Source organism: Isoptericola halotolerans, from assembly GCF_045689585.1.
GTDB lineage: Bacteria > Actinomycetota > Actinomycetes > Actinomycetales > Cellulomonadaceae > Isoptericola > Isoptericola halotolerans_B.
Window position 1 is genome coordinate 3224372 of sequence record NZ_CP140108.1, and the last position, 25023, is coordinate 3249394.

Sequence of the window (25023 nt, forward strand, 5' to 3'; positions counted from 1 at the left end):
GGGTCCACGCCGGCGAGCGGGCGAAGGCGTCGCGTGCGTCTTCCCATCCGGACTTTGACCGTCGGTCCAGGAGTTCCACCTGGTCAACCGGTCACTGGCTGTGACCGGGTCGCGGACTTTCACCGCCGGCTCGGATTCTCACCGACCCCAGAGCACGCGAGCTGTTGCTCGTTCGTCCTGCGACGATACCGCACCCGGGGCGACCGGCGGTGCGAGCCAGGTCACACGGGCGCCCGGCCGGAGCCGTCAGCGACGACGGCGCTTCTCGCGCACCCGCACGCTGATCGAGAGGGGCGAGCCCTCGAACCCGAAGGTCTCGCGCAGCCGGCGCTCGATGAACCGCCGGTAGCCGGCCTCGATGAAGCCGGTGGCGAACAGCACGAACCGCGGCGGGCGCGTGGACGCCTGGGTGGCGAAAAGGATGCGCGGCTGCTTGCCGCCGCGCACGGGGTGCGGGTGCTCGGCGACGAGCTCACCGAGGAATCCGTTGAGGCGACCCGTCGGGATGCGGGTGTCCCAGGAGTCGAGCGCGGTCTCGAGCGCCCGCACGAGCTTGTCGGTGTGCCACCCGGTCCGGGCGGAGACGTTGACCCGGGGCGCCCACGTGACCTGCACCAGGTCGCGCTCGATCTCGCGCTCGAGGTACGGGCGGCGGTCCTCGTCCATGAGGTCCCACTTGTTGTACGCGATGACGACGGCCCGGCCGGCGTCCACGGCCTGGGAGATCACCCTGGTGTCCTGCTCGGTCAGCGGCACCGAGGCGTCCACCAGGACGACCGCCACCTCCGCCTTCTCGATGGCGGCCTGCGTGCGCAGGGAGGCGTAGAAGTCGGCGCCGCTCGTCTGGTGCACGCGCCGACGGATGCCCGCGGTGTCGACGAACCAGTACGGGATGCCCTTGATCTCGACGAGCTCGTCGACCGGGTCGCGCGTCGTGCCGGCGGTCTCGTCGACCACGACGCGCTCGGACCCCGCGATCTTGTTCAGCAGCGAGGACTTGCCCACGTTCGGGCGCCCGACCAGCGCGACCCGCCGCGGGCCCTCCGGGCGCAGCGTGCCGTGCTCGGAGTGCTCGGGGAGCGCGTCCAGGATGGCGTCCAGCATGTCGCCGGTCCCCCGGCCGTGCAGCGCCGAGACGGGCATCGGCTCGCCGAGCCCGAGGGCCCACAGGTAGGCGGCGTCCGCCTCGCCGGCGGGACCGTCGACCTTGTTGGCGCACAGCACGACCGGCTTGCCGGAGCGTCGCAGCAGCTCGACGACCCGCTCGTCGCTGGCGGTGGCGCCCACCTGGGCGTCCACCACGAAGACGACGGCGTCGGCGAGCGAGATCGCGACCTCCGCCTGCTCGGCCACCTTCGACTCGATGCCCGCGACGTCGACCTCCCAGCCGCCGGTGTCGACGAGCGTGAAGTGCCGGCCGGACCACTCCGCGGGGTAGCTCACCCGGTCGCGCGTCACCCCGGGGGTGTCCTCGACCACGGCCTCGCGGCGGCCCAGGATGCGGTTGACCAGCGTCGACTTGCCGACGTTGGGCCGGCCCACGACGGCGAGGACCGGCAGCGCGCGCTCGGCCGGCGTCAGGCCGTCCTCGTCCCAGTCGTCGGAGAGCAGCAGGCGGTCGGACTCGTCGAGCTCGAAGTCCTCGAGCCCGGCGCGCAACGCGCGCTCGCGCGCCTCGTCGTCCTCGGGATCGCTGCCCTGCGGCCCGTCCCAGGACTCGGTGACGACGTTCGTGACGTCCTGGACGTGGCCGTCGGTGGCGTCGTCGGGCGTGGTCTCGGAGCCGTCGGCGGGGGTGGTCATGGGAGCCATTGTCCCAGGTGCCCACCGGTCGGCGCGACGTCGCCGACGCCGCGGCGGCGTGACGCGCGTCTCGCCCCGCCGGCGTGGGCGGCCGGCGTGGGCGGCCGGCGTGGGCGGCCGGTGCGGGCGGCCGGTGCGGGCCGGCCGGCGGCCGTCAGACGGCGGTGCGCTCCACGACGGCGAGGACGGCGTCGACGGTCTGGTCCAGGTCCAGCTCGCTGGAGTCCACGGTCACCACGCCGTCGGCCGCCACGTGGAACGTGCTGACGGTCGAGTCGTCACGGTCCCGGCGCAGCACCTGGTCGCGGGTGGCCTCGACCGCCGAGGCGTCCGCGGCTCCGTGCACCTCGAGCGACCGACGGCGCAGGCGCGCCTCCTCGCTCGCGGTCAGCAGCACGCGTGCGTCGGCGTCGGGGGCGACGACGGTGGTGATGTCACGTCCCTCGGCGACGATCCCGCGCCCGGCGGAGAAGCCGCCGTCGGACTCGCGCGCGATGATCTCCCGCTGCCGGCGGCGCAGCTCGTCGCGGACCTGCAGGTTCGTGGCGACCTGCGACACGGCCGCGGTGACCTCCGTGGTCCGGATCGCCAGCGCGACGTCCTCGCCGTCGAGCGAGACGCCCGGGGCGGCGGGGTCGACGCCCATCTCGAGCGGCATGCCCCGCACCGCGGCGGCCACGGCCTCCGTCCGGTCGAGCGCGACGTCGGTGCGCACGCACCACAGCGTCGCCGCACGGTACATGGCCCCGGTGTCGAGGTAGGCCAGGCCGAGCCGGGCTGCGACAGCCTTGGAGACGCTGGACTTGCCGGACCCGGACGGGCCGTCGACGGCGATGGTGACCACAGGTGCTCGCTCTCGTTCGAGTGGGGAAGGACGGAGGGGAATCTACAGGTCGACGGCGCGCATCAGGGTGCCGAGCTCGGTGCGCCCGAGCACGCGCGAGCGGCCGACCTTCAGGTCCCCGAGGGCGATCGGGCCGATGCGGGTGCGCACCAGCCGCGACACCGGGAAGCCGACGGCGTCGAACATCCGTCGCACGATGCGGTTGCGCCCCTCGTGCAGCACCACCTCGAGCATGGTCTGCCCCGGCACCGCGTCGACGACGCGCACCTTGTCCATGCGCGCCGGCCCGTCGTCCAGCTCCACGCCGGAGGTGAGCTGCTTCATGACCCGCGGGTAGACCTCGCCTCCCTCGACCGTGACCAGGTAGGTCTTCGGGATCTCGTAGCGGGGGTGCGCGAGCCGGTTGCCCAGCTCACCGTCGTTGGTCAGCAGCAGCAGGCCCTCGGAGTCGGCGTCCAGCCGGCCGACGTGGAAGAGCCGCTCGGGGCGGTCCCTGACCAGCTCGGCCACCGTGGGGCGCCCGTCCGGGTCGCTCATCGCCGAGATCATGTCCAGCGGCTTGTTCACCGCCACGGTGATCTTGGAGGAGTCGAGCTGGACGGTCATGCCGTCCACGCGGACGACGGCCTTGTCGGGGTCGATGCGCACGCCCAGCTCGGTGACGATCTGCCCGTCGACCTCGACGCGGGCCTCGGAGATCAGGTCCTCGCACTTGCGGCGCGAACCGAGCCCGGCCTGGGCGAGCACCTTCTGCAGGCGCACCCCGTCGGCGACGTGGACGTCGACCGCCGGGGTCTGGGCGTTCTGCGACTGCTGAGGGCGACGGCGGCCGCCGCGGCGTGAGGTGGGCATGGACCCATTGTCGCAGGACTCAGTCCGTGAGGTCGCCGACCGCCTCGACGCCCGGCAGGTGCGGGGCCAGCGGGGGCAGCTCCTCCAACGACGACCAGCCCATCCGGTCGAGGAACTCGCCCGTGGTGCCGAACAGCACAGCACCCGACAGGGGGTCCTGACCGACCTCGGCCACCAGCCCCCGGGCGAGCAGCGTGCGGACGACCCTGTCGACGTTGACCCCGCGCACCGCCGAGATCTGTCCGCGGGACACCGGCTGGCGGTAGGCCACCACGGCGAGCGTCTCCAGCGCGGCCTGGCTGAGCCGCGACGACTGCCCCTCCAGCACGAACCGGCCCACCACGTCGGCCTGCTCGGCGGACGAGTAGAAGCGCCAGCCCTCGGCCGCCCTGCGCAGCTCGAAGCCGCGCGGGCGTCCGCCCGCCTCGCCGCGGTACTCGGCCGCGAGGTCCTCCAGCGTCCGGGCGACCTCCGCCGTCGGACGCCCGACAGCGGCCGCGAGCCGTTCGGCGGCGACCGGCGACTCGGCCACCATGAGGATCGCCTCCAGCGCCGCGGCGAGCCCGCCGGGCAGGTCCTCGACGTCGACCGGCTCGGGTCCGTCGACCTCCTCCGGGCCGGTCGCGGCGCCGGCCCGGGGTCCCGTCGTCGTGTCCTGCGTCATGCGGCTCCCTCCACGGCGCCCTCGAACTCCTCGAACTCCGCACCGACGTCGTCGCCCTCGCCGCCCGTCCACCGCACCGTCAGCTCACCGAGCGCGGCCACCTGGTCGAAGGACACCTGGCCGTTGCGGAAGAGCTCCAGGAGCGCCAGGAAGCGCGCCACCACCACGAGGCGTTCCTCCCCGGCGGTGAGCGCACGGAACGTCGCCACGTGGTCGCGCCGCAGCCGCTGCGCGACGATCGCGGCCTGCTCGCGCACGCTCACGGCGGGTGCGTGCAGGTGGCTCAGACCGATCACCGGCGCCTGGCGCGGTTCGAGCGCCTTCGCCGCCAGCGCGGCGATCCGGTCCCCGTCGAGCGTCCAGACGAGCTCGGGCAGCATCGCGGCCAGGTGGCTCTCCATCGGCACCGCGCGGGGCACCCGGCGCCCCTCGGTCGCCAGCCGTTCGGCGAGGACGGCCGAGACCTCCTTGTAGGCGCGGTACTGGAGCAGACGGGCGAAGAGCAGGTCGCGGGCCTCGAGCAGCTCCAGGTCCTCGGCGTCCTCCTCGACCACGCCGGGCAGCAGCCGGGCGGCCTTGAGGTCCAGGAGCGTCGCCGCGACGACGAGGAACTCGCTCGCCACGCCCAGGTCCCACGACGGCCGCTCCTCCCCGCGGCCCGCCGCCTCCCGCGACGCCGTCTCCGCGGCCCGGATGTGGGCGACGAAGTCGTCCGTCACCGCGGCCAGGGCCACCTCGGTCACGTCCAGCTTGCGGGCCGTGATGAGGGACAGCAGCAGGTCGAACGGGCCGTCGAAGTTGTCGAGGTGGACCGTGAACGCGCCCGCCCGCGGTGCCTCGCGACGCTCCTCAGGCGGTGCGGCCACGGGCGACGAGCTCGCGGGCGAGCTGGCGGTAGGCCGCCGCGCCGCGGTGGGAGGGTGCGTAGGCGGTGATGGGCTCGGCCGCCACCGAGGCGTCCGGGAACTTCACCGTGCGCCCGATGACGGTGTGCAGGAGCGTGTCGCCGAACGCCTCGTGGACCCGCGCGACGACCTCGCGCGAGTGCAGGGTGCGCGAGTCGAACATCGTGGGCAGGATGCCGTCGACCTCGAGGTCGGGGTTGAGGCGGTCCTTGACCTTGTCGATCGTCTCGACCAGCAGGGCGACGCCGCGCAGCGCGAAGAACTCGCACTCCAGGGGGATGAGGACGCCGTGGGCGGCCGTCAGCGCGTTGACGGTGAGCAGGCCCAGGGACGGCTGGCAGTCGACCAGGACCACGTCGTAGTCGTCCAGCGCCGGGCGCAGCGCCCGCGACAGGATCGACTCGCGCGCGACCTCGCCGACGAGCTGGACCTCGGCGGCCGACAGGTCGATGTTCGCCGGCACCACGTCCAGGCCGTCGATCGCCGTCGGCCGCACGACGTCGGACAGCTCGACGTCCCGGTCCATGATGAGGTTGTAGACGCTCAGGTCGAGCTCGTGCGGGCTGATGCCCACCCCGACCGACGCGGCGCCCTGCGGGTCGAAGTCCACGAGCAGCACCCGGCGGCCGTACTCGGCCAGGGCCGCCCCGAGGTTGATGGTGGTCGTGGTCTTGCCGACCCCGCCCTTCTGGTTGCACATCGCGACGATCCTGGCCGGCCCGTGCGTGGTGCGCGGAGCCGGTTCCGGGAAGTCGGGCAGCGGCCGGCCGACCACGTCGGTGGCCGCGCCCTCCTGTGCCGCCTCGTGGCCCGGGATCCCGGGCAACGTGCTCTCGGCCGTCGCAGGCTGCGTCATCGTGTCGCTCCCCCCGGGTGCGTCGCTCACGTCCGTCACGCTACACCGGAGGTGTCCGGGGCATCGGTCCGGCGCGCGGCGCGGCGGACATCGACACCCCTGCGGCCGGGGTGGGTCAGGCTGCTACAGCGCCCGGGGATGGGTCGCGGCGTAGACCTCGCGCAGCGCCTCGGGAGTCACCATCGTGTAGATCTGCGTCGTGGTCACCGAGGCGTGGCCGAGCAGCTCCTGGACCACGCGCACGTCGGCCCCGCCGGCCAGCAGGTGCGTGGCGAAGGAGTGGCGCAGCGTGTGCGGCGAGACGTGCTCGGTCAGCCCCGCCCGGTCGGCCGCGCCCTGCAGCACCGCCCAGGCGCTCTGCCGCGACAGCCGGTCGCCGCGCGAGTTGAGGAACAACGCCGGGGTGCTGCGTCCGCGCCCGGCGCCCGCGGACGCCAGGGCCGGACGACCGCGGACCAGGTACGCGTCGACGGCGTCGCGCGCGTACGAGCCGACCGGCACCACCCGTTCCTTGCCGCCCTTGCCGAACAGCCGGACGACCGCGTCGGACCCGACGTCGTCGACGTCCAGCCCGACGACCTCGCTGATCCGTCCCCCGGTGGAGTAGAGCAGCTCGAGCAGCGCCCGGTCGCGGAGCCCGGCCGGCGTGTCGCCCGCCGAGGCGGCGGCCAGCAGGCGGGCGACATCGTCGATGCTCAGGGCGTGCGGCAGCCTGCGCGTCTGGGTGGGCGCGGACACCTCGGCCGCTGGGTCGTGGCCGGTCCATCCCTCCGCGAGGGCGAACCGGTGCCAGCCGCGGACGGCGGCCAACGACCGGGCGGCGGACGACGCAGACAGCGGCCTGCCGCCGTCGGACCCCTCGCGCACCGTGGTCAGGTAGGCGGCGACGTCGCGCTCGTCGACCTGGTCGAGCCCGGTGCGCCCGGCGGCGGAGAGGAAGGTCGCGTAGCGCTCGAGGTCGCGCCGGTAGGCGGCGACCGTGTTGGTGGACAGGCCACGCTCGACGCGCAGGTGCGCGAGGTAGTCGCGCACCGCCGTGGCGAGGGCGGGGTGCAGCAGGTCGGCGGGAGCGCTCACGCGCCCATCATGCCGTCCCGACGCCCCCGCAGGTCACCACGGCAGGAAGACGTCCACGGCGACGGCGACGAACAGCAGCGTCAGGTACGTGATCGAGGCGTGGAAGACCTTCATGGCGCCGGGCCCGCTGCGGCCGCGTCCCTGCGCCTTGCGCAGCATCGACACGGTGAGCCAGAGGAACCAACCGCCCAGCGCCGTCGCGACGACGGTGTACACCCACGTCATGCCGGCCAGCGGCACGAGAGCGAGGGAGCAGACGATCATCGCGACCGTGTGCCCGACCATCTCGGCGGCGACGCGACGGTCGGAGGCGACCACGGGGAGCATCGGCACGCCCGCGTCGGCGTAGTCCTTCTTGAACTTCACCGACAGCGGCCAGTAGTGCGGCGGGGTCCAGAAGAAGATTACCCCGAACAGCGCGAGGGCCGCCCAGCTGAGGGACTCCGTGACGGCCGCCCAGCCGATGAAGACGGGCATGCAGCCGGCGATGCCGCCCCACACGATGTTCTGCGAGGTCCGGCGCTTGAGGATCATCGTGTAGCCGACCACGTAGATCGCGATCGCCGCGAAGGTCAGCCACGCGGCCGGGACGTTGACCAGCCACGCGAACCACACCAGCGACACGACGCCCAGCGCCGTGGCGAAGACGAGCGCCTGCCGCGGCGCGATCTCCCCGGTGACGAGCGGGCGGCGCTTGGTGCGGTTCATCACCTCGTCGATGTCACGGTCGAGGTAGCAGTTGAAGGCGTTGGCCGAACCCGCCGCGAGCGCCCCACCGACCAGGGTCTTGACGACCAGCCACAGATCGGGCAGGCCGCCCTCGGCGAGGATCATCGTGGGGACGGTGGTGACCAGCAGCAGCTCGATGATCCGCGGCTTGGTCAGCGCCACGTAGGCGCCCGCGCGGTCCCGCCAGCCGCTGCTCCGGTCATCCGCCCCGCGGCGCGCGGCGGCGCGGGTCGAGGGCGACGAGGCGGACGTCGTGCGGCTCGGGGTGCTCACGCGCGTGGTGCTTCCGTTCGCGAGGGGGTCGGGCAGGGCGGCTCCATCGTACGACGACGTGCAGGATCCCTCGTCCGCACCGGTTCGCGCCGCCCTGTGAGATAGAACCGGGTCGGCCTGCCCGCGAGCCTGCCCGCGAGCCTGGCGGCTCACATGGTGGGACGCTCCCGAGGCTTGGACGCACCGGCGCGCCGTCACCGCTAGTGTGGAGACGCACACCGCAGGGCACTGGTGCCGTCGTGCGCACCGGTCCGTCCGCTGCGCCGGCGACCGTCCTCGCCGCCACGACGAGGCCTGCCGCGCCCGGCCACAGCAGCAGAGCACCCGGGGCATCGCCTCGGGCAGGAAAGAGGCATACGTGAACGCGTTCGACCCCGCACTGTCGCCGCTCGAGTGGAATGAACTCGACGCGCGCGCGGTCAAGTCCATCAAGGCGCTCGCCGCCGACGCCGTCGAGAAGTGCGGCTCGGGTCACCCCGGGACGGCGATCTCGCTCGCGCCGGCCGCGTACCTGCTGTTCCAGAAGACGATGCGCCACGACCCCAGCGATCCCGCCTGGGTGGGCCGCGACCGGTTCGTGCTGTCGGCCGGGCACTCGTCGCTGACGCTGTACCTGCAGCTCTTCCTGGCCGGCTACGGCATGGAGATGGACGACATCGCCGCGCTGCGCACCTGGGACTCCCAGACTCCCGGGCACCCGGAGTACGGCCACACCCCCGGCGTGGAGATCACGACGGGCCCGCTCGGCCAGGGTCTCGCCTCCGCCGTCGGCATGGCCTACGCGTCGCGTCGCGAGCGGGGCCTGCTGGACCCGGACGCCGCGCCCGGCACCTCGCCGTTCGACCACCACGTGTACGTGGTCGCCTCCGACGGCGACCTCCAGGAGGGCGTGACCTCCGAGGCATCGTCGCTGGCGGGCACGCAGCAGCTCGGCAACCTCGTGGTGATCTGGGACGACAACAAGATCTCCATCGAGGACGACACCGAGATCGCCTTCACCGAGGACGTGCTGGCCCGCTACGCCGCCTACGGCTGGCACACCCAGCGCGTGGACTTCACCCAGGGCGGCACCGGCTACACCGAGGACACGGACGCGCTCGCCGCGGCGCTGGACGCGGCCAAGGCCGAGACCGGCAAGCCGTCGATCATCGCGCTGCGCACCATCATCGGCTGGCCCGCGCCCACCAAGCAGAACACCGGTGGCATCCACGGCTCGGCCATGGGTGCCGACGAGGTCGCCGGCATGAAGACCGCGCTCGAGCTCGACCCGGGCAAGTCCTTCCACATCGACGACGAGGTGCTCGCCTACACGCGTGCCGTCGCCGAGCGCCAGGCCGACGAGCGGGCCGCCTGGGACACGGCGTTCGAGGCGTGGAAGACGGCGAGCCCCGAGGGCGCCGCTCTGCTGGAGCGCCTCAAGGCCGGCGAGCTGCCCGACGGGTGGGCCGAGGCCCTGCCGACGTTCGAGGCCTCGACGAAGGGGATCGCGACGCGTGCCGCGTCCGGCAAGGTGCTCTCCGCCCTCGCCGACGTGCTCCCGGAGCTGTGGGGCGGCTCGGCCGACCTGGCGGGCTCGAACAACACCACGATGGACGGCGCGGCGTCGTTCGTCCCGGTCGAGCACGCCACCAAGAAGTTCCCGGGCGACCCGTACGGCCGCACGCTGCACTTCGGCATCCGTGAGCACGCCATGGGCTCGATCCTCAACGGCATCGTCCTGCACGGCCTGACCCGCCCCTACGGCGGCACGTTCCTGCAGTTCTCGGACTACATGCGCGCGTCCGTGCGTCTGGCCGCCCTCATGGGGATCCCGTCGACGTTCGTCTGGACGCACGACTCGATCGGTCTCGGCGAGGACGGCCCGACCCACCAGCCGGTCGAGCACCTGGCCGCGCTGCGCGCCATCCCGGGGCTCGACGTCGTCCGTCCCGCGGACGCCAACGAGACCGCCTGGGCCTGGCGGGGCATCCTCGAGGACCGCGACCACCCGGCGGGGCTCGTGCTGACCCGTCAGGGCGTGCCGACGTTCCCGCGCGGCACGGAGGGCTTCGCCGGTGCCGAGGGCACCCTGCGCGGCGCCTACACGCTGCTGGACACGGACGGTACGCCGGACGTCATCCTGGTGGGCACCGGCTCCGAGGTGCAGCTCGCCGTCGAGGCGCGCGAGCTCCTCGCCGCCGACGGCATCGCCGCCCGCGTGGTGTCGATGCCGAGCCGCGAGTGGTTCGACCGTCAGGACGCCGAGTACCGCCGGTCGGTCCTGCCGACCGGTGTGAAGGCACGCGTGTCGGTCGAGGCGGGCGTGGCCCAGGGGTGGCGCGACATCGTCGGCGACGCCGGTCGCAGCGTCTCGCTGGAGCACTACGGCGCGTCGGCGGACTACCAGACGCTGTACCGCGAGTTCGGCATCACGGCCGAGGCCGTGGCCGCCGCCGCCCGCGAGTCCGTCGCGGAGGCCCGCGGCGAGTGAGAACCCCGACGACGGCGGCCGACAGGCGTCGGCCGCCGTCGTCGCCCACCATGTGACGAGCACGGTGGTGAAGCCACCGGTGCCGAGGCAGGAGACCTGAGATGACCGAGACGAACCGACCCACCCGACGCCTCTCCGAGGCAGGCGTGTCCATCTGGCTGGACGACCTCTCGCGCGAGCGCCTCGACACCGGCAACCTGGCCGGCCTCGTCGACTCCCACGACGTCGTCGGCGTCACCACCAACCCCACGATCTTCGCCGCCGCGCTCTCCGCGGGGACCGCGTACGACAGCGCGCTGACCGCACTCGCCGGCACCGACGTCGAGGCCGCCGTCGAGGCCATCACCACCGACGACGTCCGCGCCGCGGCGGACGTGCTGCGCGGCGTCTACGACGCCACGGACGCCGTCGACGGCCGGGTCTCCATCGAGGTCGACCCGCGGCTCGCCCGGGACACCGCGGCCACGGTCGCCACCGCGCGACGCCTGTGGGAGACGGTCGACCGCCCCAACATCATGATCAAGATCCCCGCCACGGTCGAGGGCCTGCCCGCGATCACCGAGACCCTCGCGGCCGGGTTCAGCGTCAACGTCACCCTCATCTTCTCGATCGAGCGCTACCGCCAGGTCATGGACGCCTTCCTGACCGGGCTGGAGCAGGCCCGCGACAACGGGCACGACCTCGCCCCCATCGGGTCGGTCGCCTCGTTCTTCGTCTCGCGCGTGGACGCCACGGTCGACGCCGCGCTCGACGACGTCGGCACCGACGGCGCGCTCGCCCTGCGCGGCCGCGCCGCGATCGCCAACGCGCGCCTCGCCTACGCCGCGTACCAGGAGGTCTTCGCCTCCGAGCGCTGGCAGCGCCTCGCCGCCGCCGGTGCGCAGCCGCAGCGGCCGCTGTGGGCCTCCACAGGGGTGAAGGACCCGGCCTACCCGGACACGCTCTACGTCACCGAGCTGGTGGCGCCCGGCGTGGTCAACACCATGCCGCAGGCCACCCTGGACGCCTTCGCGGACCACGGCGAGATCGTGGGCGACACGGTCAGCGGCACGGCCGACGACGCGGCTGCGACGTTGCACGCGGTCGAGGCGCAAGGTATCTCGCTGGACGAGGTGACGGCACGGCTCGAGGACGAGGGCGTGTCCAAGTTCGAGAAGAGCTGGGACGAGCTGCTCACCACCACCAAGACCGGGCTCGACGCCGCCGGCGCGTGAGCGGACCCGGCGCGACACCAGCCACTCTGCAGCACGACGAATGCACGACGAGAGAGACGGGGCACCGTGAGACCGGCCAAGATCACTGCTGAGCAGAACCCGCTGCGCGACCCGCTCGACCTCCGGCTCCCCCGGATCGCCGGGCCGTGCGGGCTCGTCATCTTCGGGGTCACCGGCGACCTCTCCCGCAAGAAGCTGATGCCGGCGGTCTACGACCTCGCCAACCGTGGCCTGCTGCCGCCCGGGTTCGCCCTCACGGGGTTCGCCCGCCGCGACTGGGACGACCAGGACTTCGCCCAGATCGTCCACGACGCGGTGAAGGAGCACGCCAGGACGCCGTTCCGCGAGGCGACGTGGAAGCAGCTGAGCGAGGGCATCCGGTTCGTGCAAGGGTCGTTCGACGACCCCGAGGCGTTCGAGCGCCTGCGCAGCACCGTGGAGGACCTCGACGCCGAGCGCGGCACGGGCGGCAACCACGCCTTCTACCTGTCGGTCCCGCCGAGCGCCTTTCCCCTGGTGTGCGAGCAGCTCTCCCGCTCCGGGCTGTCCGAGTCGGCGGACGACGCATGGCGCCGGGTCGTCATCGAGAAGCCGTTCGGGCACGACCTCGCCTCCGCCCAGGAGCTCGACGCGGTGGTCTCCAAGGTCTTCGAGCCGGAGTCGGTGTTCCGCATCGACCACTATCTCGGCAAGGAGACGGTCCAGAACATCCTGGCGCTGCGGTTCGCCAACCAGCTCTTCGAGCCGCTGTGGAACAGCAACTACGTCGACCACGTGCAGATCACCATGGCCGAGGACATCGGCATCGGTGGTCGCGCCGGCTACTACGACGGCGTCGGTGCGGCGCGCGACGTCATCCAGAACCACCTGCTGCAGCTCCTCGCCCTGGTGGCGATGGAGGAGCCGGTCGACTTCGACGCCGACGCGCTGCGTGCGGAGAAGATCAAGGCGCTCTCCTCCGTCCGGCTCCCCCGCGACCTCGGCCGGCACACGGCGCGCGGCCAGTACGCCACGGCCTGGCAGGGTGGCGAGAAGGTTCCGGGTTTCCTCGAGGAGGAGGGCTTCAACCCCGAGTCCACCACCGAGACGTACGCGGCGGTCCGGCTCGACATCGACAACCGGCGCTGGGCCGGGGTGCCGTTCTACCTGCGCACCGGCAAGCGCCTCGGCCGTCGCGTCACCGAGGTGGCCGTGGTGTTCAAGACGGCCCCGCACCTGCCGTTCGAGAGCTCGCTGACCTCGGACCTGGGCAGCAACGCCCTCGTGATCCGTGTCCAGCCGGACGAGGGCGTCACGATGCGGTTCGGCGCGAAGGTGCCGGGAACGGCGATGGAGGTCCGCGACGTCACGATGGACTTCGGCTACGGGCACTCCTTCACCGAGTCCTCCCCCGAGGCCTACGAGCGGCTCATCCTCGACGTCCTGCTGGGCGACCCGCCGCTGTTCCCCACGCGCGAGGAGGTCGAGCTGTCGTGGAAGATCCTGGACCCGGTCATCGCGCACTGGGCGCACAAGGGCCGCCCGGAGCCCTACCCGTCGGGGTCCTGGGGTCCGCCGTCGGCGGACGCCATGATGGCCCGCGACGGCCGCACGTGGCGCCGTCCCTGACCCGCCGGCACGACGAAGGAGCACACCCATGATCATCGACATGCCGGACACCACGACGAACGCGGTCAGCAAGCGGCTCGACCACCTGCGCGACGAGGGCGGCGCCGTCGCGCTCGGCCGCGTCCTGACCCTGGTGGTCGTCGCCGTCGAGGAGGACGTCGAGGCGGCGGTGGCCGCCGCCAACGAGGCCAGCCACGAGCATCCCTGCCGCGTCGTCGTCGTCGCGCCGCTCGCGGCCCGGGCCACGGCGGGCAGGCTCGACGCCCAGATCCGGGTGGGCGGCGACGCCGGTGCCTCGGAAGTCGTCGTCCTGCGGTGCGCCGAGCCGCTGACCGAGCACCCCGACACGCTCGTCATGCCGCTGCTGCTGCCGGACGCACCCATCGTCCTGTGGTGGCCCACCGGCGGGCCGGACGACCCGACCTCCGACCCGCTGGGGTCCATGGCTCAGCGGCGGATCACCGACACGACCACGGCCACCGACCCGGTGGCGATGCTCGGACGCCTCGCCAGGTCGTTCACCGAGGGCGACACCGACCTCGCGTGGGCGCGGGTCACGCTGTGGCGTGGACTCATCGCCGCCGCCATCGACCAGCCCCCGTACGAACCGGTGACCTCGGTCCGGGTCGAGGGACAGGCGCACCACACCTCGCTCGACCTGCTCGCCGCCTGGCTGGGGCTGAAGCTGCGGTGCCCGGCCACGGTCGTGCGGACCCCGGGGTCCGACGCGATCACCCGGGTCACGCTCGAGCGCAAGAGCGGTCCGATCGTGCTGGACCGCCCGGACGGCCGCGTGGTCACGATCAGCCAGCCCGGCAAACCCGAACGCCGTATGTCGCTGCCGATCCGGTCGCTCTCCGAGGCCCTCATCGAGGAGCTCCGGCGCCTGGACCCCGACGAGATCTACGGCCAGGTGCTGGGCAAGGGCCTGACCCGCGTCGAGACCGTGGAGCAGACCGCATGAGCACCCGACTCGTCGTGGTCCACCCCGACGCGTCCGTCCTCGCCGAGGCCGCAGCGGCCCGGCTGCTCACCCGGGTGCTCGACGTCCAGTCGGTGCGGAGCCCGGTGCACGTCGTCCTCACCGGGGGGACCGTCGGGATCAAGACGCTCGCCGCCGTCGCCGCGAGCCCGCTGCGCACCGCGGTGGACTGGTCCGGCGTTCACCTGTGGTGGGGCGACGAGCGGTTCCTGCCGGCCGGCGATCCCGACAGGAACGAGACCCAGGCTCGCGAGGCGCTCATCGACGACCTCGTGGCGTCCTCGGGCCTGCCGGAGCGCCACGTCCACGCCGTGCCCGCGCATGGTGCGGGTCCGGGCGAGGCCACCACGCCGGAGGAGGCAGCGGCAGCCTACGCCGACGAGCTGGCGTCGTTCGCGCCGGACGGCCGCGACGTGCCGCCCTTCGACGTGCTGCTGCTCGGCATGGGCCCCGACGGCCATGTCGCGTCCCTGTTCCCCGAGCACCCCGCCCTGGGCGCCTCCGGCACGGTCGTCGGCGTCCACGGCTCGCCCAAGCCACCGCCGGAACGCGTCTCCCTGACGTTCGCGGCGATCGGCGCCGCCCGCGAGGTGTGGGTCGTCGCCGCGGGTGCGGAGAAGGCGGCCCAGACCGCTGCGGCACTGTCGGACGGCCCGGTGACTCAGGTCCCCGCCGTCCGCGCCGTGGGACACGACCGCACCCTGTGGCTGCTCGACGCCGCCGCGGCCGCGCCTACCGCCTGACGTCGCGCTGCGCGTCCACGCTCCACGGTCCCACGCGGAGCCGGATCGCCCGGCGGGGTCCGGGGCCGTCTCGCCCGCGAGATGCCTCCGGACGCCCGCGCCGGTCGTCAGCTCGCCTGTCGTAGCCCCGAGCGCTTCGCGCGGAGCGTCTCGAGCGCCTCCTCCAGCAGGGCCGCACCCTCGTCCTCCGAGCGCCGCTCCTTCACGTACGCCAGGTGGGTCTTGTACGGCTCGTTGCGCAGCGGCGCCGGCGGGTTCGACCGGTCCTGGCCCGCGGGAAATCCGCACCGTGGGCAGTCCCAGTGCTCAGGAGGCTCGATGTCCTCCACGGCGGCGAAGCTCGGGCGTGTCTCATGACCGTTGAGACACCAGTAGGAGACAGCGGTCCGCGGCGCAACCTCGCCGCGTTCCTGCTCTCCCATGGGTCCGGCCCCGACGCGCGAGCCACGGATGGCGTGTCCAGCAGTTGCCACGTGTCGTCCTCACCTTCGACTCAGTGGGCCATGCCCACGGACGATCCTCGTGCCCGACGGCGCCCCCCGATGCCGCCCGACGCCGCGCCCCCGCTGCGGCTCGTTGGTCCGTCAGCTCACCTTGGTGGCGAGACCGAGGAGCACGATGACCACGACCCACACCAGGGCGATGCCCACGGTGATGCGGTTGAGGTTGCGCTCGGCGACCCCGGAGCTGCCCGCCGCGCTCGACATCCCGCCCCCGAACATGTCGGACATGCCCCCGCCCTTGCCCTTGTGCATCAGGATGAGCAGGATCAGGAACGCGCTGGTGATCACCAGCACGACGTTCAGAAAGATGGTCAACGCGGCGAACATGGGTGTCCTCGGTTCTCGGCCGCCTCACGGCGGGCTGACGGCGCCGGGATTGCCCGGCGGGCTCAAGACTAGGTGACGAACGCCTCTCGTGGCGAACCCCTCGCATGACCGAGGGGTGACCGCCACGAGAGGCGTTCGGGGTGGACGGTGCGCGTGGCGCACCGTCCGAGGGGCTCACGCGACGTGCGACTGGTACCGCGCGATCTTCGCGAACTCCTCCGGGTCGAGGCTCGCCCCGCCGACCAGTGCGCCGTCGACGTCCGGCTGCTCCATGATCTGCGCGACGTTGCCCGACTTGACCGAGCCGCCGTACAGGACTCGCACGCCCGCCGCGAGCCCGTCGTCGTACAGCTCCGCGAGCCGGGCGCGGATCGCGCCGCAGACCTCCTGCGCGTCCTCGGGCGTGGCGACCTCGCCCGTGCCGATGGCCCACACGGGCTCGTAGGCGACGACGACGTCCTTGGCCTGCGCGGCGGGCACCCCGTCCAGCGCGGCGTCGAGCTGCGCCAGCGTGAAGGACACCTGGTCGCCCGCCTTGCGCACGTCGAGCCCCTCGCCGACGCAGAGGATCGGCGTGACGCCCTTGCCGAACGCGGCCTTGACCTTCGCGTTGACGACGGCGTCGCTCTCGGCGTGGTACTCGCGGCGCTCGGAGTGCCCGACGGCGACATAGGTGCAACCGAGGCGGGAGATCATCCCCGCCGAGACCTCGCCCGTGTAGGCGCCGGACTCGTGCTGCGAGACGTCCTGCGCCCCGTAGCGGATCTCGAGCTTGTCCGCGTCCACGAGGGTCTGCACCGAGCGCAGGTCGGTGAACGGCGCGAGCACCGCCACCTCCACCGCGGAGTAGTCGTGCGTGGCGTCCTTGAGCGTCCACGCCAGCTTCTGGACCGCCGCGATCGCCTCGGCGTGGTCCAGGTTCATCTTCCAGTTGCCCGCCATCAGCGGCGTGCGGTTCGTGGCCACAGTCGTGTCCTTCGTGTCGTGGTGGTTGGGATCGTGGAGGATCGTCGGTTCAGTCCGCCAGGACCGTCAGGCCCGGCAGCTCCTTGCCCTCGAGCAGCTCGAGGCTCGCACCCCCACCCGTCGAGATGTGGCTGAAGCCGTCCTCGTCGAAGCCGAGGATCCGGACGGCCGCAGCGGAGTCGCCGCCGCCGACGATCGAGAACGCCCCGGCGGCGGTGGCCTCCACGATGCCCTGCGCGACCGCGCGGGTGCCGCCGGCGAAGGCCTCGAACTCGAAGACGCCCATGGGGCCGTTCCAGGCGATGGTCCTCGCGTCGGCCAGCTTGGCCGCGAACAGCCTGCCGGACTCCGGACCGATGTCCAGGCCGATCTTGCCGTCGGGGATCGCGTCCGCCGCGACGGTCGTGTGCGGCGAGTCCGCGGCGAACGAGTCCGCGGCGACGATGTCCGTCGGCAGCACGATCTCGACACCGTTCTTCTCCGCCTCGGCCAGATGACCGCGCACGGTGTCGACCTGGTCCTCCTCGAGCAGCGAGGCCCCGACCGAGTGGCCCTGGGCCGCCAGGAAGGTGAACACCATGCCCCCACCGATGAGCAGCCGGTCGGCCTTGGTGAGCAGGTTGGCGATGACGCCCAGCTTGTCCGAGACCTTCGAGCCGCCCAGCACGACGGCGTACGGACGCTCGGGGTCGGTCGTGGCACGCGAGAGCGACTCGACCTCCTTGAGCACCAGGTCGCCCGCCCCCGACGGGAGGATCTGCGCGACGTCGTACACCGACGCCTGCTTGCGGTGCACCACGCCGAAGCCGTCGGAGACGAAGGCGTCGGCCAGCTCGGCGAGCTCGCCGGCCAGCTCCGCCCGCTCGGCGTCGACCTTGGAGGTCTCGCGGGCGTCGAAGCGCACGTTCTCCAGAAGGGCCACCTGCCCGTCGCCGAGCGCGTCCACGGTGGCACGGGCCGAGTCACCGACCAGGTCCGTGGCCAGCGCCACGTCCTGGCCGAGCAGCTCGCCGAGGCGAGCGGCGACCGGGGCCAAGGAGTACTTCTCGTCCGGGGCGCCCTTCGGGCGTCCCAGGTGGGCCATGACGACGACGCGCGCACCGGCGTCGGACAGCCGCTCGAGCGTGGGCAGCGCCGCACGGATGCGACCGTCGTCCGTGATGGTCGTGCCGTCCAGCGGCACGTTGAAGTCGGAACGGACCAGGACGCGTCGCCCGCGCAGGTCTCCGAGAGTGTCGATCGTCTTCATGAGCTCACCTCGTGCAGGAAGGTCGGGTGGTGGCGGGTGCTCGTGACACGACGACGTCCGCGGGTGCGGCGGTCCGCTCGTCACGGGGACGGGCGGACCGCGCACCCGCGGACGTCGTGGTCACGCTCGGGCGTGGCGGTTCGTCAGAGCTTCTCGCCGACGAGCTCCGTCAGCGACACGAGGGAGTTGGAGTAGCCCCACTCGTTGTCGTACCAGGAGACGACCTTGACCTGGTTGCCGATCACCTTGGTGAGCTTCGCGTCGAAGATGCTCTGGTGCGGGTCGGTCACGATGTCGGAGGAGACGATGTCGTCCTCGACGTAGGACAGCACGCCCTTGAGCGGGCCCTCGGCGGCGGCCTTCACCGCGGCGTTGACCTCCTCGACCGTGACGTCCTTCGGGGCCTCGAAGGTCAGGTCCGTGGCCGAGCCGGTGATCACGGGGACGCGCAGGGCGTAACCGTCCAGCTTGCCCTTGAGCTCCGGGAGCACCAGGGCGACGGCCTTGGCGGCACCGGTCGTCGTGGGGACGATGTTCTGCGCGGCGGCGCGGGCACGACGCAGGTCCTTGTGGGGACCGTCCTGCAGGTTCTGGTCGCCGGTGTAGGCGTGGATCGTGGTCATCAGGCCACGCTCGATGCCGATCGAGTCGTTGAGGGCCTTGGCCAGCGGCGCGAGGCAGTTGGTGGTGCACGACGCGTTCGAGATGATGTGGTGCGCGGCCGGGTCGTACTGGTCGCTGTTCACACCCATGACGAAGGTCGCGTCCTCGTTCTTCGCCGGGGCGGAGATGATGACCTTCTTGGCGCCGGCGTCGATGTGCGCCTTGGCCTTGGTGGCGTCGGTGAAGAAGCCGGTGGACTCGATGACGATGTCCGCACCGAGCTCGCCCCAGGGGAGGTTGGCCGGGTCACGCTCGGCCAGAGCGCGGATCTTGGTGCCGTCGACGATGATGTTGTCGTCGTCGAACGCGACGGTCTTGCCGAAGCGACCCAGGGTGGTGTCGTACTTCAGCAGGTGCGCGAGCGTCTTGTTGTCGGTCAGGTCGTTGACGCCCACGACCTCGATGTCCGCACCCGACTCGACGAGAGCCCGGTAGAAGTTACGTCCGATGCGGCCGAAGCCGTTGATGCCGACGCGGATGGTCACGATAGCCCTCCTCAGGGCGCGCCGGATCCGAACCGGCGCACACGGTTGATGCCAACTCTCGCGCGCACTCGGCGCGCTGGTAGACACGGAGCCACCCCGGAGGTCCCGTGACGCATGGCCGGGACATCAAACCCAGGGTCACACCGTCGTCACCTGACACCTCGGAGCCTATACCCATCCGTTGCCGGGTGCTGACTCCGGCCCCCCGTGAGACAGGTGGTCCGACCAGTGGGCGTCCCGGGCCTCACAGGTCCAGCAGGTCCGGTGACAGCCCCGCCTCGGTGTCCGGCACGCCGAGGTCCATCGCCCGCTTGTCCGCCGTCGAGAGCAGCCGCCGGATCCGTCCCGCGACCGCGTCCTTGGACAAGGGGGGCGCCGCCAGCTGACCCAGCTCCTCCAGCGAGGCCTGCTTGTGGGCCAGGCGCAGCTCGCCGGCCTCGCGCAGGTGGTCGGGCACCTCGTCGCCGAGGATCTCGAACGCGCGCTGGACCCGGGCGCCCGCCGCGACCGCCGCGCGGGCCGACCGTCGCAGGTTCGCGTCGTCGAAGTTCGCCAGCCGGTTCGCCGTGCCCCGGACCTCCCGCCGGGCCCTGCGCTCCTCCCACGTCCGGCGCGTGGACACCGCGCCCATCCGGCGCAGGACCTCGCTGATCGCGTCGCCGTCACGCACCACGACGCGGTCGATGCCGCGCACCTCGCGCGATTTGGCCTGCACCCCGATCCGGCGCGCCGCGCCGACCAGCGCCAGCGCGGCCTCCGGCCCCGGGCAGGTCACCTCCAGCGACATCGACCGGCCCGGCTCCGTCAGGGACCCGTGCGCCAGGAACGCGCCGCGCCACACCGCCTCGGCGGCGTCCACCCCGCCCGAGACGACCTCCGGGGCCAGCCCCCGCACCGGACGCCCCCGCGAGTCCAGCAGACCCGTCTGCCGGGCCAGGGACTCGCCGTCGCGTACCACCCGCACCACGTACCGGTCGTTCTTGCGCAGGCCACCGGCGCGGACCACGATGAGCTCGCTCGTGTGCCCGTACAGGTCCCCGATCGCTCGGCGCAGCCGTGCCGCCGCCGACTTCGTGTCGAGCTCCGCCTCGATCACCACGCGCCCCGAGATGATGTGCAGCCCGCCCGAGAACCGCAGCATCGCCGAGACCTCGGCCTTGCGGCACGACGTCCGGGTCACCACGTGCCGGGACAGCTCGTCCTTCACCTCTACCGTCAGCGCCATGGCGTCATCCTGCCACGCGCCCGTGACCTGCGCCGTCGAGGTCGCGGGTCGATCGGCTCACCGGGCGACGGTGCCCTCGAAGACGTCCCGGTACGCGGCGGCGAGCCGCAACGGGTCGTGGCGCGGCGTGCCGTCACCGCGCGCCACCGGTGCCACGACGAGGCGGGCACCGAGCGCGTCCGCCGCCGTGCGCAGCTCGTCGAGATCGTCCACGGCCGAGGGATCGGCCAGCACGACGTCGATGCTCAGGTCAGGCGCGTGCCGGCGCAGCGCCCCCAGGTGCTCGGGTGCGGAGAGCCCGTGGGTCTCCCCCGGCTCGGCGCTGAGGTTGAGGGTGACGCAGCGCCGCGCGGACGTCGCGTGCAACGCTGCAGCGAGCCCGGGCACGAGCAGGTGCACGAGGACCGACGAGTACCAGGACCCCGGGCCCAGGACCACCCAGTCGGCGTCCAGCACCGCACGCACCGCCTCCGGGCACGCGGGCGGCTCGGCGGGGTCGAGACGCAGCTGGTCGATCCGGCCGCCGCACCGCGCGACGCTGCTCTGCCCGACGACGGTCGCGGCGACGCCGCGGTCGACCACGTCGGCCTCGACCACCAGCGGCACGGAGGCCATGGGCAGGACCCGGCCCCGCGCACCGAGCAGGCGCCCGACCCAGTCGAGGCCGGCCACGGTGTCCCCCAGGCGCTCCCACAGCGAGACGATGAGCAAGTTTCCCATCGCGTGCCCGTCGAGCTCACCGCCGGTGGTGAACCGGTGCTGCAGCAGGTCGCTCCACGTGCGCCCCCACTCCGAGTCGTCGCAGAGCGCGGCCAGCGCCATGCGCAGGTCGCCCGGCGGCAGGACGTCGAGCTCGTCGCGCAGCCGACCCGACGACCCGCCGTCGTCGGCCACGGTCACGACGGCGGTCAGCTGTTCGGTCAGAAGTCGCAGCGCCTGCAGGCTGGCGGACAGGCCGTGCCCCCCGCCGAGGGCCACCGTCCGGGGCCCCTCGGGCCCGCCGAGGCCGCGGGCGCCCTGGTGGAACCCCTCCGTCCCGGAACCGGGTGTCCTCGCGCTCAGCGGTCACTCCTTCCCGAGGTCGCGCGCCGTGACCGTCACGCGCTGGCCCGACGCCCGCAGGCGATCGGCGATCTCTCCCGCGACGGCGACCGACCGGTGCTTGCCACCGGTGCAGCCGACGGCGATCGTGGCATAGCGCTTCTCCTCCGCGAGATAGCCCGCCAGCACGGGTTCGAGCGCCGCGACGTACCGTTCGACGAACTCCGTGGCGCCGGGCCGGGCGAGCACGTAGCTGCGCACCGCCTCGTCCTGCCCGGTGAGGTGCCGCAGCTCGGAGATCCAGTACGGGTTGGCCAGGAACCGCACGTCCGCGACGTGGTCGGCGTCGAGCGGCAGCCCGTACTTGAAGCCGAACGCGACCACGTTGATCCGCAACGCGTCGACGGCGCCGACGGCGACCGCGTCCCGCACCTCCTTGGCCAGGTCGTGGACGGACAGCCCGGTCGTGTCGATGACCACGTCCGCGCGCTCGGCGATGGACGCCAGCACGCGACGCTCCGCAGCGATCCCGTCCAGGATGCGTCCGTCGCCCTGCAGGGGGTGCGGGCGCCGCACGCTCTCGAACCTCCGCACCAGCACGGCGTCCGACGCGTCGAGGAACAGGATCCGGTAGTTGACACCCCCGTCGCGCAGGTGGCCCAGGGCCTCGGCCAGCTCCGGGAAGTACTCGCGGCCGCGGACGTCGACGACGACGGCGAGCTGGTCGACCGACGAACCCGCCTTGGTCATCAGGTCGACGAGCGGCACGATCATCAGCGGCGGGAGGTTGTCGACCACGAACCAGTCGAGGTCCTCCAGCACGCCGGCGGCACGGGAACGCCCCGCGCCGGACATGCCCGTGATGATGAGCACCTCGGGGTCGGAGCGTGGGGGTGCGGGCGTCGAGGCCTCGGCTGCGGCGATGCCCTGCGGGACGGTGATGGGCGACGGTTCGCTCATGTGCTCAGCATGCCAGTCCGGTCGCCCCCGTCGGTGTCCGCCGAGCCGGGCGCGTCGGTGCTCGCGAGCGCGTCGACCACGGCCTGCGCCGTCCGGGCGCCCACGCCCTTGACCTCGGCGATCTCCTCGACGCTCGCACCGCGGAGCCGCTTGACCGACCCGAACCTCGCCAGCAGTGCCTGCTGGCGCGCCGGGCCGAGGCCCGGCACGCCGTCGAGCACGGACGACAGCATGCCCTTGCTGCGCCGCCGCCGGTGCTGGGCGATGGCGAACCGGTGCGCCTCGTCGCGCACCCGCTGCAGCAGGTACAGCGCCTGGGAGGCACGCTGCAGGATGACCGGGTAGTCGTCGTCTGGCACCCAGACCTCCTCCAGGCGCTTGGCGAGACCGCACAGCGCGACGTCCGTCACGCCGAGCTCGGCCAGCGCCCGCGCCGCTGCCGCGACCTGGGGCGGACCACCGTCGACCACGACGAGCTGCGGAGGATAGGCGAACCGGCGCCGCTCGTCGGGCTCCGCCTGCGGCCCGACCTCGCCCGACGCGGCGAGCTCGCCGGAGGCGTGCCGGTCGTCGAGGTATCGCCGGAACCGCCGGGTGATCACCTCGTGCATCGCGGCCGTGTCGTCGGCCGCACCGTCGCCGTCCGGCCCGCGAACGGAGAACGAGCGGTACTCGCCCTTGCGCGGCAGCCCGTCCTCGAACACGACCATCGACGCCGACTGGTACGAGCCCTGGGTGTGCGAGACGTCGTAGCACTCGATCCGCAGGGGCGCCTCCTCGAGGCCGAGCGCCTCCTGCAGCTCGGCGAGCGCCTGGCTGCGGGTGGTGAGGTCGCCCGCACGCCGCGTGCGGTGCAGGGCGAGCGCCTGCTCGGCGTTGGTGCGGACCGTCGCGGCGAGCTCGCGCTTGTCCCCGCGCTGCGGGACCCGGACGTCGACGCGGGCGCCGCGCAGACCGGCCAGCCAGGTGGTGACCTGCTCCAGGTCGGTCGGCAGCACGGGCACGAGCACCTCGCGCGGGACGGCGTCCCGCGCGGCGGCGCGCGCCTCAGGCGCGGGGACCGCCGGGTCGCGGACGTCACCGACAGCCCCGTAGACCTGCTGCAGGAGGTGCTCGACGAGCTCCGCGTCGGTGATGTCCTCGACCTTCTCCACCACCCAGCCCCGCTGGCCGCGGATCCGACCGCCACGCACGTGGAAGACCTGCACCGCCGCCTCGAGGTCGTCACCCGCCAGGGCGAAGACGTCGGCGTCCGTCGCGTCCGAGAGCACCACGGCGTTCTTCTCCGTCACGCGCCGCAGCGCCGCCAGGTCGTCGCGCAGCCGGGCGGCCCGTTCGTACTCGAGCGCGGCGGCGGCGTCGGCCATCTCCCGTTCGAGCCGCCGCACGAACCTGCCCGTGTCGCCGGCCATGAAGTCGCACAGGTCGTTCGCCAGCGCGTGGTGGTCCTCGGGGCTGATCCGTCCCACGCACGGGGCGGCGCACTTGTCGATGTAGCCGAGCAGGCACGGTCGCCCCGACTGCTCCGCACGCCGGTACACGCCGGCCGAGCACGTCCGGACGGGGAACACCCTGAGCAGCAGGTCGAGGGTCTCGCGGATCGCCCACGCGTGCCCGTAGGGTCCGAAGTACCGGGTCCCGGGACGCTTGGCGCCCCGCATCACCTGGGCACGCGGGACCTCCTCACCCATCGTGACGGCGAGGTACGGGTAGGACTTGTCGTCGCGGTACTTGACGTTGAACCGGGGGTCGTACTCCTTGATCCAGGAGTACTCCAGGGCCAGCGCCTCCACCTCGGTGCCCACGACGGTCCACTCGACCGAGGCCGCGGTGGTCACCATCCGCTGGGTGCGGTGGTGCAGGTTGGCGACGTCCTGGAAGTAGTTCGACAGCCGCTGGCGCAGGTTCTTCGCCTTGCCGACGTAGATGACGCGGCGATCGGCGTCACGGAACCGGTAGACGCCCGGCGAGGTCGGGATCTCCCCCGGTCGAGGACGGTAGGTCGCGGGGTCGGCCATGGGCCCAGGCTAGGTCAGGACACCGACAACCCGGGAACCGCTCAGGCGGCGGCCTCGGCGACGTGCAGCGGTGCCGGCTCGACGATCACCGAGAAGTTGACGCTGCGCGCCAGGAAGCAGAGCGCGTGCGCACGGTGGTGCAGGTCGGCGACGTGCTCGTCGGTGGCCCGCGGCCCAGGGTCGACGACGACGCGGGGACGCAGCGTCACGTCCGTGAACTGCCCCTCCCCCCGCGACTCGACCCGCATCGTGCCCGTCGCGTCGTCCACGTACTCCCGGACGGCCAGACCGCTCTCCGCGGCCAGGTGCAGGAACCACAGCATGTGGCACTGGGACAGGCTCGCCACGAAGAGGTCTTCGGGGCTGTACCGACCGGGGTCGCCCCGGAACGCAGGGTCCGCCGAGCCGGGGATCCCCGGCCGGCCCGGCAGGGCGACGTCGTGGTCACGGGTGTAGGCGGTGTACGACGACGTCACCGCTTCCGGGCTGCCCGGCTCGATGCCGGATGCCGGCCAGCTGACGGCGACCGTGTACTCGTGGTGGGCTCCCATGGCGACACCGTAGAG

At 72.8% G+C, this 25023-nt stretch carries 23 protein-coding genes and 1 riboswitch; of the genes, 5 read left to right on the plus strand and 18 right to left on the minus strand.

Annotation, left to right across the window (positions count from 1 at the left end; genetic code table 11):
- Window positions 1-29: 29 nt before the first annotated feature.
- Window positions 30-160: riboswitch (FMN riboswitch) on the minus strand.
- Window positions 161-246: 86 nt separating this feature from the next.
- From der to UQW22_RS15190, 8 genes are all read right to left on the minus strand, one after another.
- Window positions 247-1803: a ribosome biogenesis GTPase Der gene (der, locus tag UQW22_RS15155; RefSeq protein WP_407317906.1), complete on the minus strand. Its 1557-nt coding sequence runs from the start codon at window positions 1801-1803 to the stop codon at window positions 247-249.
- Window positions 1804-1957: 154 nt separating this feature from the next.
- Entirely contained in the window at window positions 1958-2647 is a 690-nt protein-coding gene (gene cmk / locus UQW22_RS15160; RefSeq protein WP_407317907.1) for a (d)CMP kinase, read from the minus strand.
- A 42-nt stretch (window positions 2648-2689) separates the two neighbouring features.
- Window positions 2690-3499, minus strand: a complete 810-nt coding sequence (locus tag UQW22_RS15165; RefSeq protein WP_407317908.1) for a pseudouridine synthase — start codon at window positions 3497-3499, stop codon at window positions 2690-2692.
- Window positions 3500-3518: 19 nt separating this feature from the next.
- Window positions 3519-4163 carry an SMC-Scp complex subunit ScpB gene (gene scpB, locus UQW22_RS15170; protein WP_407317909.1) on the minus strand — a complete coding sequence of 215 codons (645 nt, stop codon included), beginning with the start codon at window positions 4161-4163 and terminating at the stop codon, window positions 3519-3521.
- Window positions 4160-5029 (minus strand): segregation and condensation protein A, encoded by an 870-nt coding sequence (locus UQW22_RS15175; protein WP_407317910.1) that lies wholly within the window; start codon window positions 5027-5029, stop codon window positions 4160-4162. Before UQW22_RS15175 ends, scpB begins: the two co-directional genes overlap by 4 nt.
- Entirely contained in the window at window positions 5013-5924 is a 912-nt protein-coding gene (locus tag UQW22_RS15180; protein ID WP_407320829.1) for a ParA family protein, read from the minus strand. Before UQW22_RS15180 ends, UQW22_RS15175 begins: the two co-directional genes overlap by 17 nt.
- 123 nt (window positions 5925-6047) lie before the next feature.
- Entirely contained in the window at window positions 6048-7001 is a 954-nt protein-coding gene (gene xerD, locus UQW22_RS15185) for a site-specific tyrosine recombinase XerD (protein ID WP_407317911.1), read from the minus strand.
- A gap of 33 nt (window positions 7002-7034) precedes the next feature.
- Complete coding sequence (locus UQW22_RS15190; protein WP_407317912.1) at window positions 7035-8003, minus strand: heme o synthase; 969 nt, start codon at window positions 8001-8003, stop codon at window positions 7035-7037.
- Window positions 8004-8361: 358 nt separating this feature from the next.
- Between UQW22_RS15190 and tkt the strand changes: the two genes are divergently transcribed.
- The 5 genes from tkt to pgl all read left to right on the plus strand — a co-directional run bounded on the left by tkt (window position 8362) and on the right by pgl (window position 15020).
- Window positions 8362-10473 carry a transketolase gene (tkt, locus tag UQW22_RS15195; RefSeq protein ID WP_407317913.1) on the plus strand — a complete coding sequence of 704 codons (2112 nt, stop codon included), beginning with the start codon at window positions 8362-8364 and terminating at the stop codon, window positions 10471-10473.
- Window positions 10474-10574: 101 nt separating this feature from the next.
- Window positions 10575-11687 (plus strand): transaldolase, encoded by a 1113-nt coding sequence (gene tal, locus UQW22_RS15200; protein ID WP_407317914.1) that lies wholly within the window; start codon window positions 10575-10577, stop codon window positions 11685-11687.
- A gap of 66 nt (window positions 11688-11753) precedes the next feature.
- Window positions 11754-13295, plus strand: a complete 1542-nt coding sequence (zwf, locus tag UQW22_RS15205; RefSeq protein ID WP_407317915.1) for a glucose-6-phosphate dehydrogenase — start codon at window positions 11754-11756, stop codon at window positions 13293-13295.
- A 28-nt stretch (window positions 13296-13323) separates the two neighbouring features.
- Window positions 13324-14259: a glucose-6-phosphate dehydrogenase assembly protein OpcA gene (opcA, locus tag UQW22_RS15210; RefSeq protein WP_407317916.1), complete on the plus strand. Its 936-nt coding sequence runs from the start codon at window positions 13324-13326 to the stop codon at window positions 14257-14259.
- On the plus strand, window positions 14256-15020 hold the full coding sequence (gene pgl, locus UQW22_RS15215) for a 6-phosphogluconolactonase (RefSeq protein ID WP_407317917.1): 765 nt from the start codon (window positions 14256-14258) through the stop codon (window positions 15018-15020). The genes opcA and pgl overlap by 4 nt, the downstream gene beginning before the upstream one ends.
- A gap of 107 nt (window positions 15021-15127) precedes the next feature.
- Here the strand turns inward: pgl and UQW22_RS15220 are convergent, their stop codons facing one another.
- From UQW22_RS15220 to UQW22_RS15265, 10 genes are all read right to left on the minus strand, one after another.
- Window positions 15128-15493, minus strand: a complete 366-nt coding sequence (locus UQW22_RS15220; protein ID WP_407317918.1) for an RNA polymerase-binding protein RbpA — start codon at window positions 15491-15493, stop codon at window positions 15128-15130.
- Between the two features lie 111 nt (window positions 15494-15604).
- A complete protein-coding gene (secG, locus tag UQW22_RS15225) occupies window positions 15605-15850 on the minus strand; it encodes a preprotein translocase subunit SecG (protein WP_407317919.1) in 246 nt (81 codons plus the stop codon).
- A 174-nt stretch (window positions 15851-16024) separates the two neighbouring features.
- Entirely contained in the window at window positions 16025-16792 is a 768-nt protein-coding gene (gene tpiA / locus UQW22_RS15230) for a triose-phosphate isomerase (RefSeq protein ID WP_407320830.1), read from the minus strand.
- 73 nt (window positions 16793-16865) lie between these two features.
- Entirely contained in the window at window positions 16866-18065 is a 1200-nt protein-coding gene (locus tag UQW22_RS15235) for a phosphoglycerate kinase (protein ID WP_407317920.1), read from the minus strand.
- A 143-nt stretch (window positions 18066-18208) separates the two neighbouring features.
- Window positions 18209-19213 (minus strand): type I glyceraldehyde-3-phosphate dehydrogenase, encoded by a 1005-nt coding sequence (gene gap / locus UQW22_RS15240; RefSeq protein WP_407317921.1) that lies wholly within the window; start codon window positions 19211-19213, stop codon window positions 18209-18211.
- 244 nt (window positions 19214-19457) lie between these two features.
- Window positions 19458-20438: a DNA-binding protein WhiA gene (gene whiA / locus UQW22_RS15245; protein ID WP_407317922.1), complete on the minus strand. Its 981-nt coding sequence runs from the start codon at window positions 20436-20438 to the stop codon at window positions 19458-19460.
- A 57-nt stretch (window positions 20439-20495) separates the two neighbouring features.
- Window positions 20496-21416, minus strand: coding sequence for a uridine diphosphate-N-acetylglucosamine-binding protein YvcK (gene yvcK / locus UQW22_RS15250; protein ID WP_407317923.1), 921 nt, complete (start codon window positions 21414-21416; stop codon window positions 20496-20498).
- 87 nt (window positions 21417-21503) lie between these two features.
- Window positions 21504-22439 (minus strand): RNase adapter RapZ, encoded by a 936-nt coding sequence (gene rapZ, locus UQW22_RS15255; protein WP_407317924.1) that lies wholly within the window; start codon window positions 22437-22439, stop codon window positions 21504-21506.
- On the minus strand, window positions 22436-24457 hold the full coding sequence (gene uvrC, locus UQW22_RS15260; protein ID WP_407317925.1) for an excinuclease ABC subunit UvrC: 2022 nt from the start codon (window positions 24455-24457) through the stop codon (window positions 22436-22438). The genes rapZ and uvrC overlap by 4 nt, the downstream gene beginning before the upstream one ends.
- A 41-nt stretch (window positions 24458-24498) precedes the next feature.
- Window positions 24499-25008 carry an OsmC family protein gene (locus UQW22_RS15265; protein ID WP_407317926.1) on the minus strand — a complete coding sequence of 170 codons (510 nt, stop codon included), beginning with the start codon at window positions 25006-25008 and terminating at the stop codon, window positions 24499-24501.
- Between the last annotated feature and the right edge of the window lie 15 nt (window positions 25009-25023).

What these genes read in the sequence shown, in the direction of transcription:
- UQW22_RS15165 (WP_407317908.1), bottom strand. Translation starts at nt 3,499, where the DNA reads ATGCCCACCTCACGCCGCGGCGGCCGCCGTCGCCCTCAGCAGTCGCAG.
- UQW22_RS15265 (WP_407317926.1), bottom strand. Translation starts at nt 25,008, where the DNA reads ATGGGAGCCCACCACGAGTACACGGTCGCCGTCAGCTGGCCGGCATCC.
- pgl (WP_407317917.1), top strand. Translation starts at nt 14,256, where the DNA reads ATGAGCACCCGACTCGTCGTGGTCCACCCCGACGCGTCCGTCCTCGCC.
- opcA (WP_407317916.1), top strand. Translation starts at nt 13,324, where the DNA reads ATGATCATCGACATGCCGGACACCACGACGAACGCGGTCAGCAAGCGG.
- UQW22_RS15235 (WP_407317920.1), bottom strand. Translation starts at nt 18,065, where the DNA reads ATGAAGACGATCGACACTCTCGGAGACCTGCGCGGGCGACGCGTCCTG.
- tpiA (WP_407320830.1), bottom strand. Translation starts at nt 16,792, where the DNA reads ATGGCGGGCAACTGGAAGATGAACCTGGACCACGCCGAGGCGATCGCG.
- tal (WP_407317914.1), top strand. Translation starts at nt 10,575, where the DNA reads ATGACCGAGACGAACCGACCCACCCGACGCCTCTCCGAGGCAGGCGTG.
- whiA (WP_407317922.1), bottom strand. Translation starts at nt 20,438, where the DNA reads ATGGCGCTGACGGTAGAGGTGAAGGACGAGCTGTCCCGGCACGTGGTG.
- der (WP_407317906.1), bottom strand. Translation starts at nt 1,803, where the DNA reads ATGACCACCCCCGCCGACGGCTCCGAGACCACGCCCGACGACGCCACC.
- secG (WP_407317919.1), bottom strand. Translation starts at nt 15,850, where the DNA reads ATGTTCGCCGCGTTGACCATCTTTCTGAACGTCGTGCTGGTGATCACC.
- UQW22_RS15180 (WP_407320829.1), bottom strand. Translation starts at nt 5,924, where the DNA reads ATGACGCAGCCTGCGACGGCCGAGAGCACGTTGCCCGGGATCCCGGGC.
- rapZ (WP_407317924.1), bottom strand. Translation starts at nt 22,439, where the DNA reads ATGAGCGAACCGTCGCCCATCACCGTCCCGCAGGGCATCGCCGCAGCC.
- scpB (WP_407317909.1), bottom strand. Translation starts at nt 4,163, where the DNA reads ATGACGCAGGACACGACGACGGGACCCCGGGCCGGCGCCGCGACCGGC.
- uvrC (WP_407317925.1), bottom strand. Translation starts at nt 24,457, where the DNA reads ATGGCCGACCCCGCGACCTACCGTCCTCGACCGGGGGAGATCCCGACC.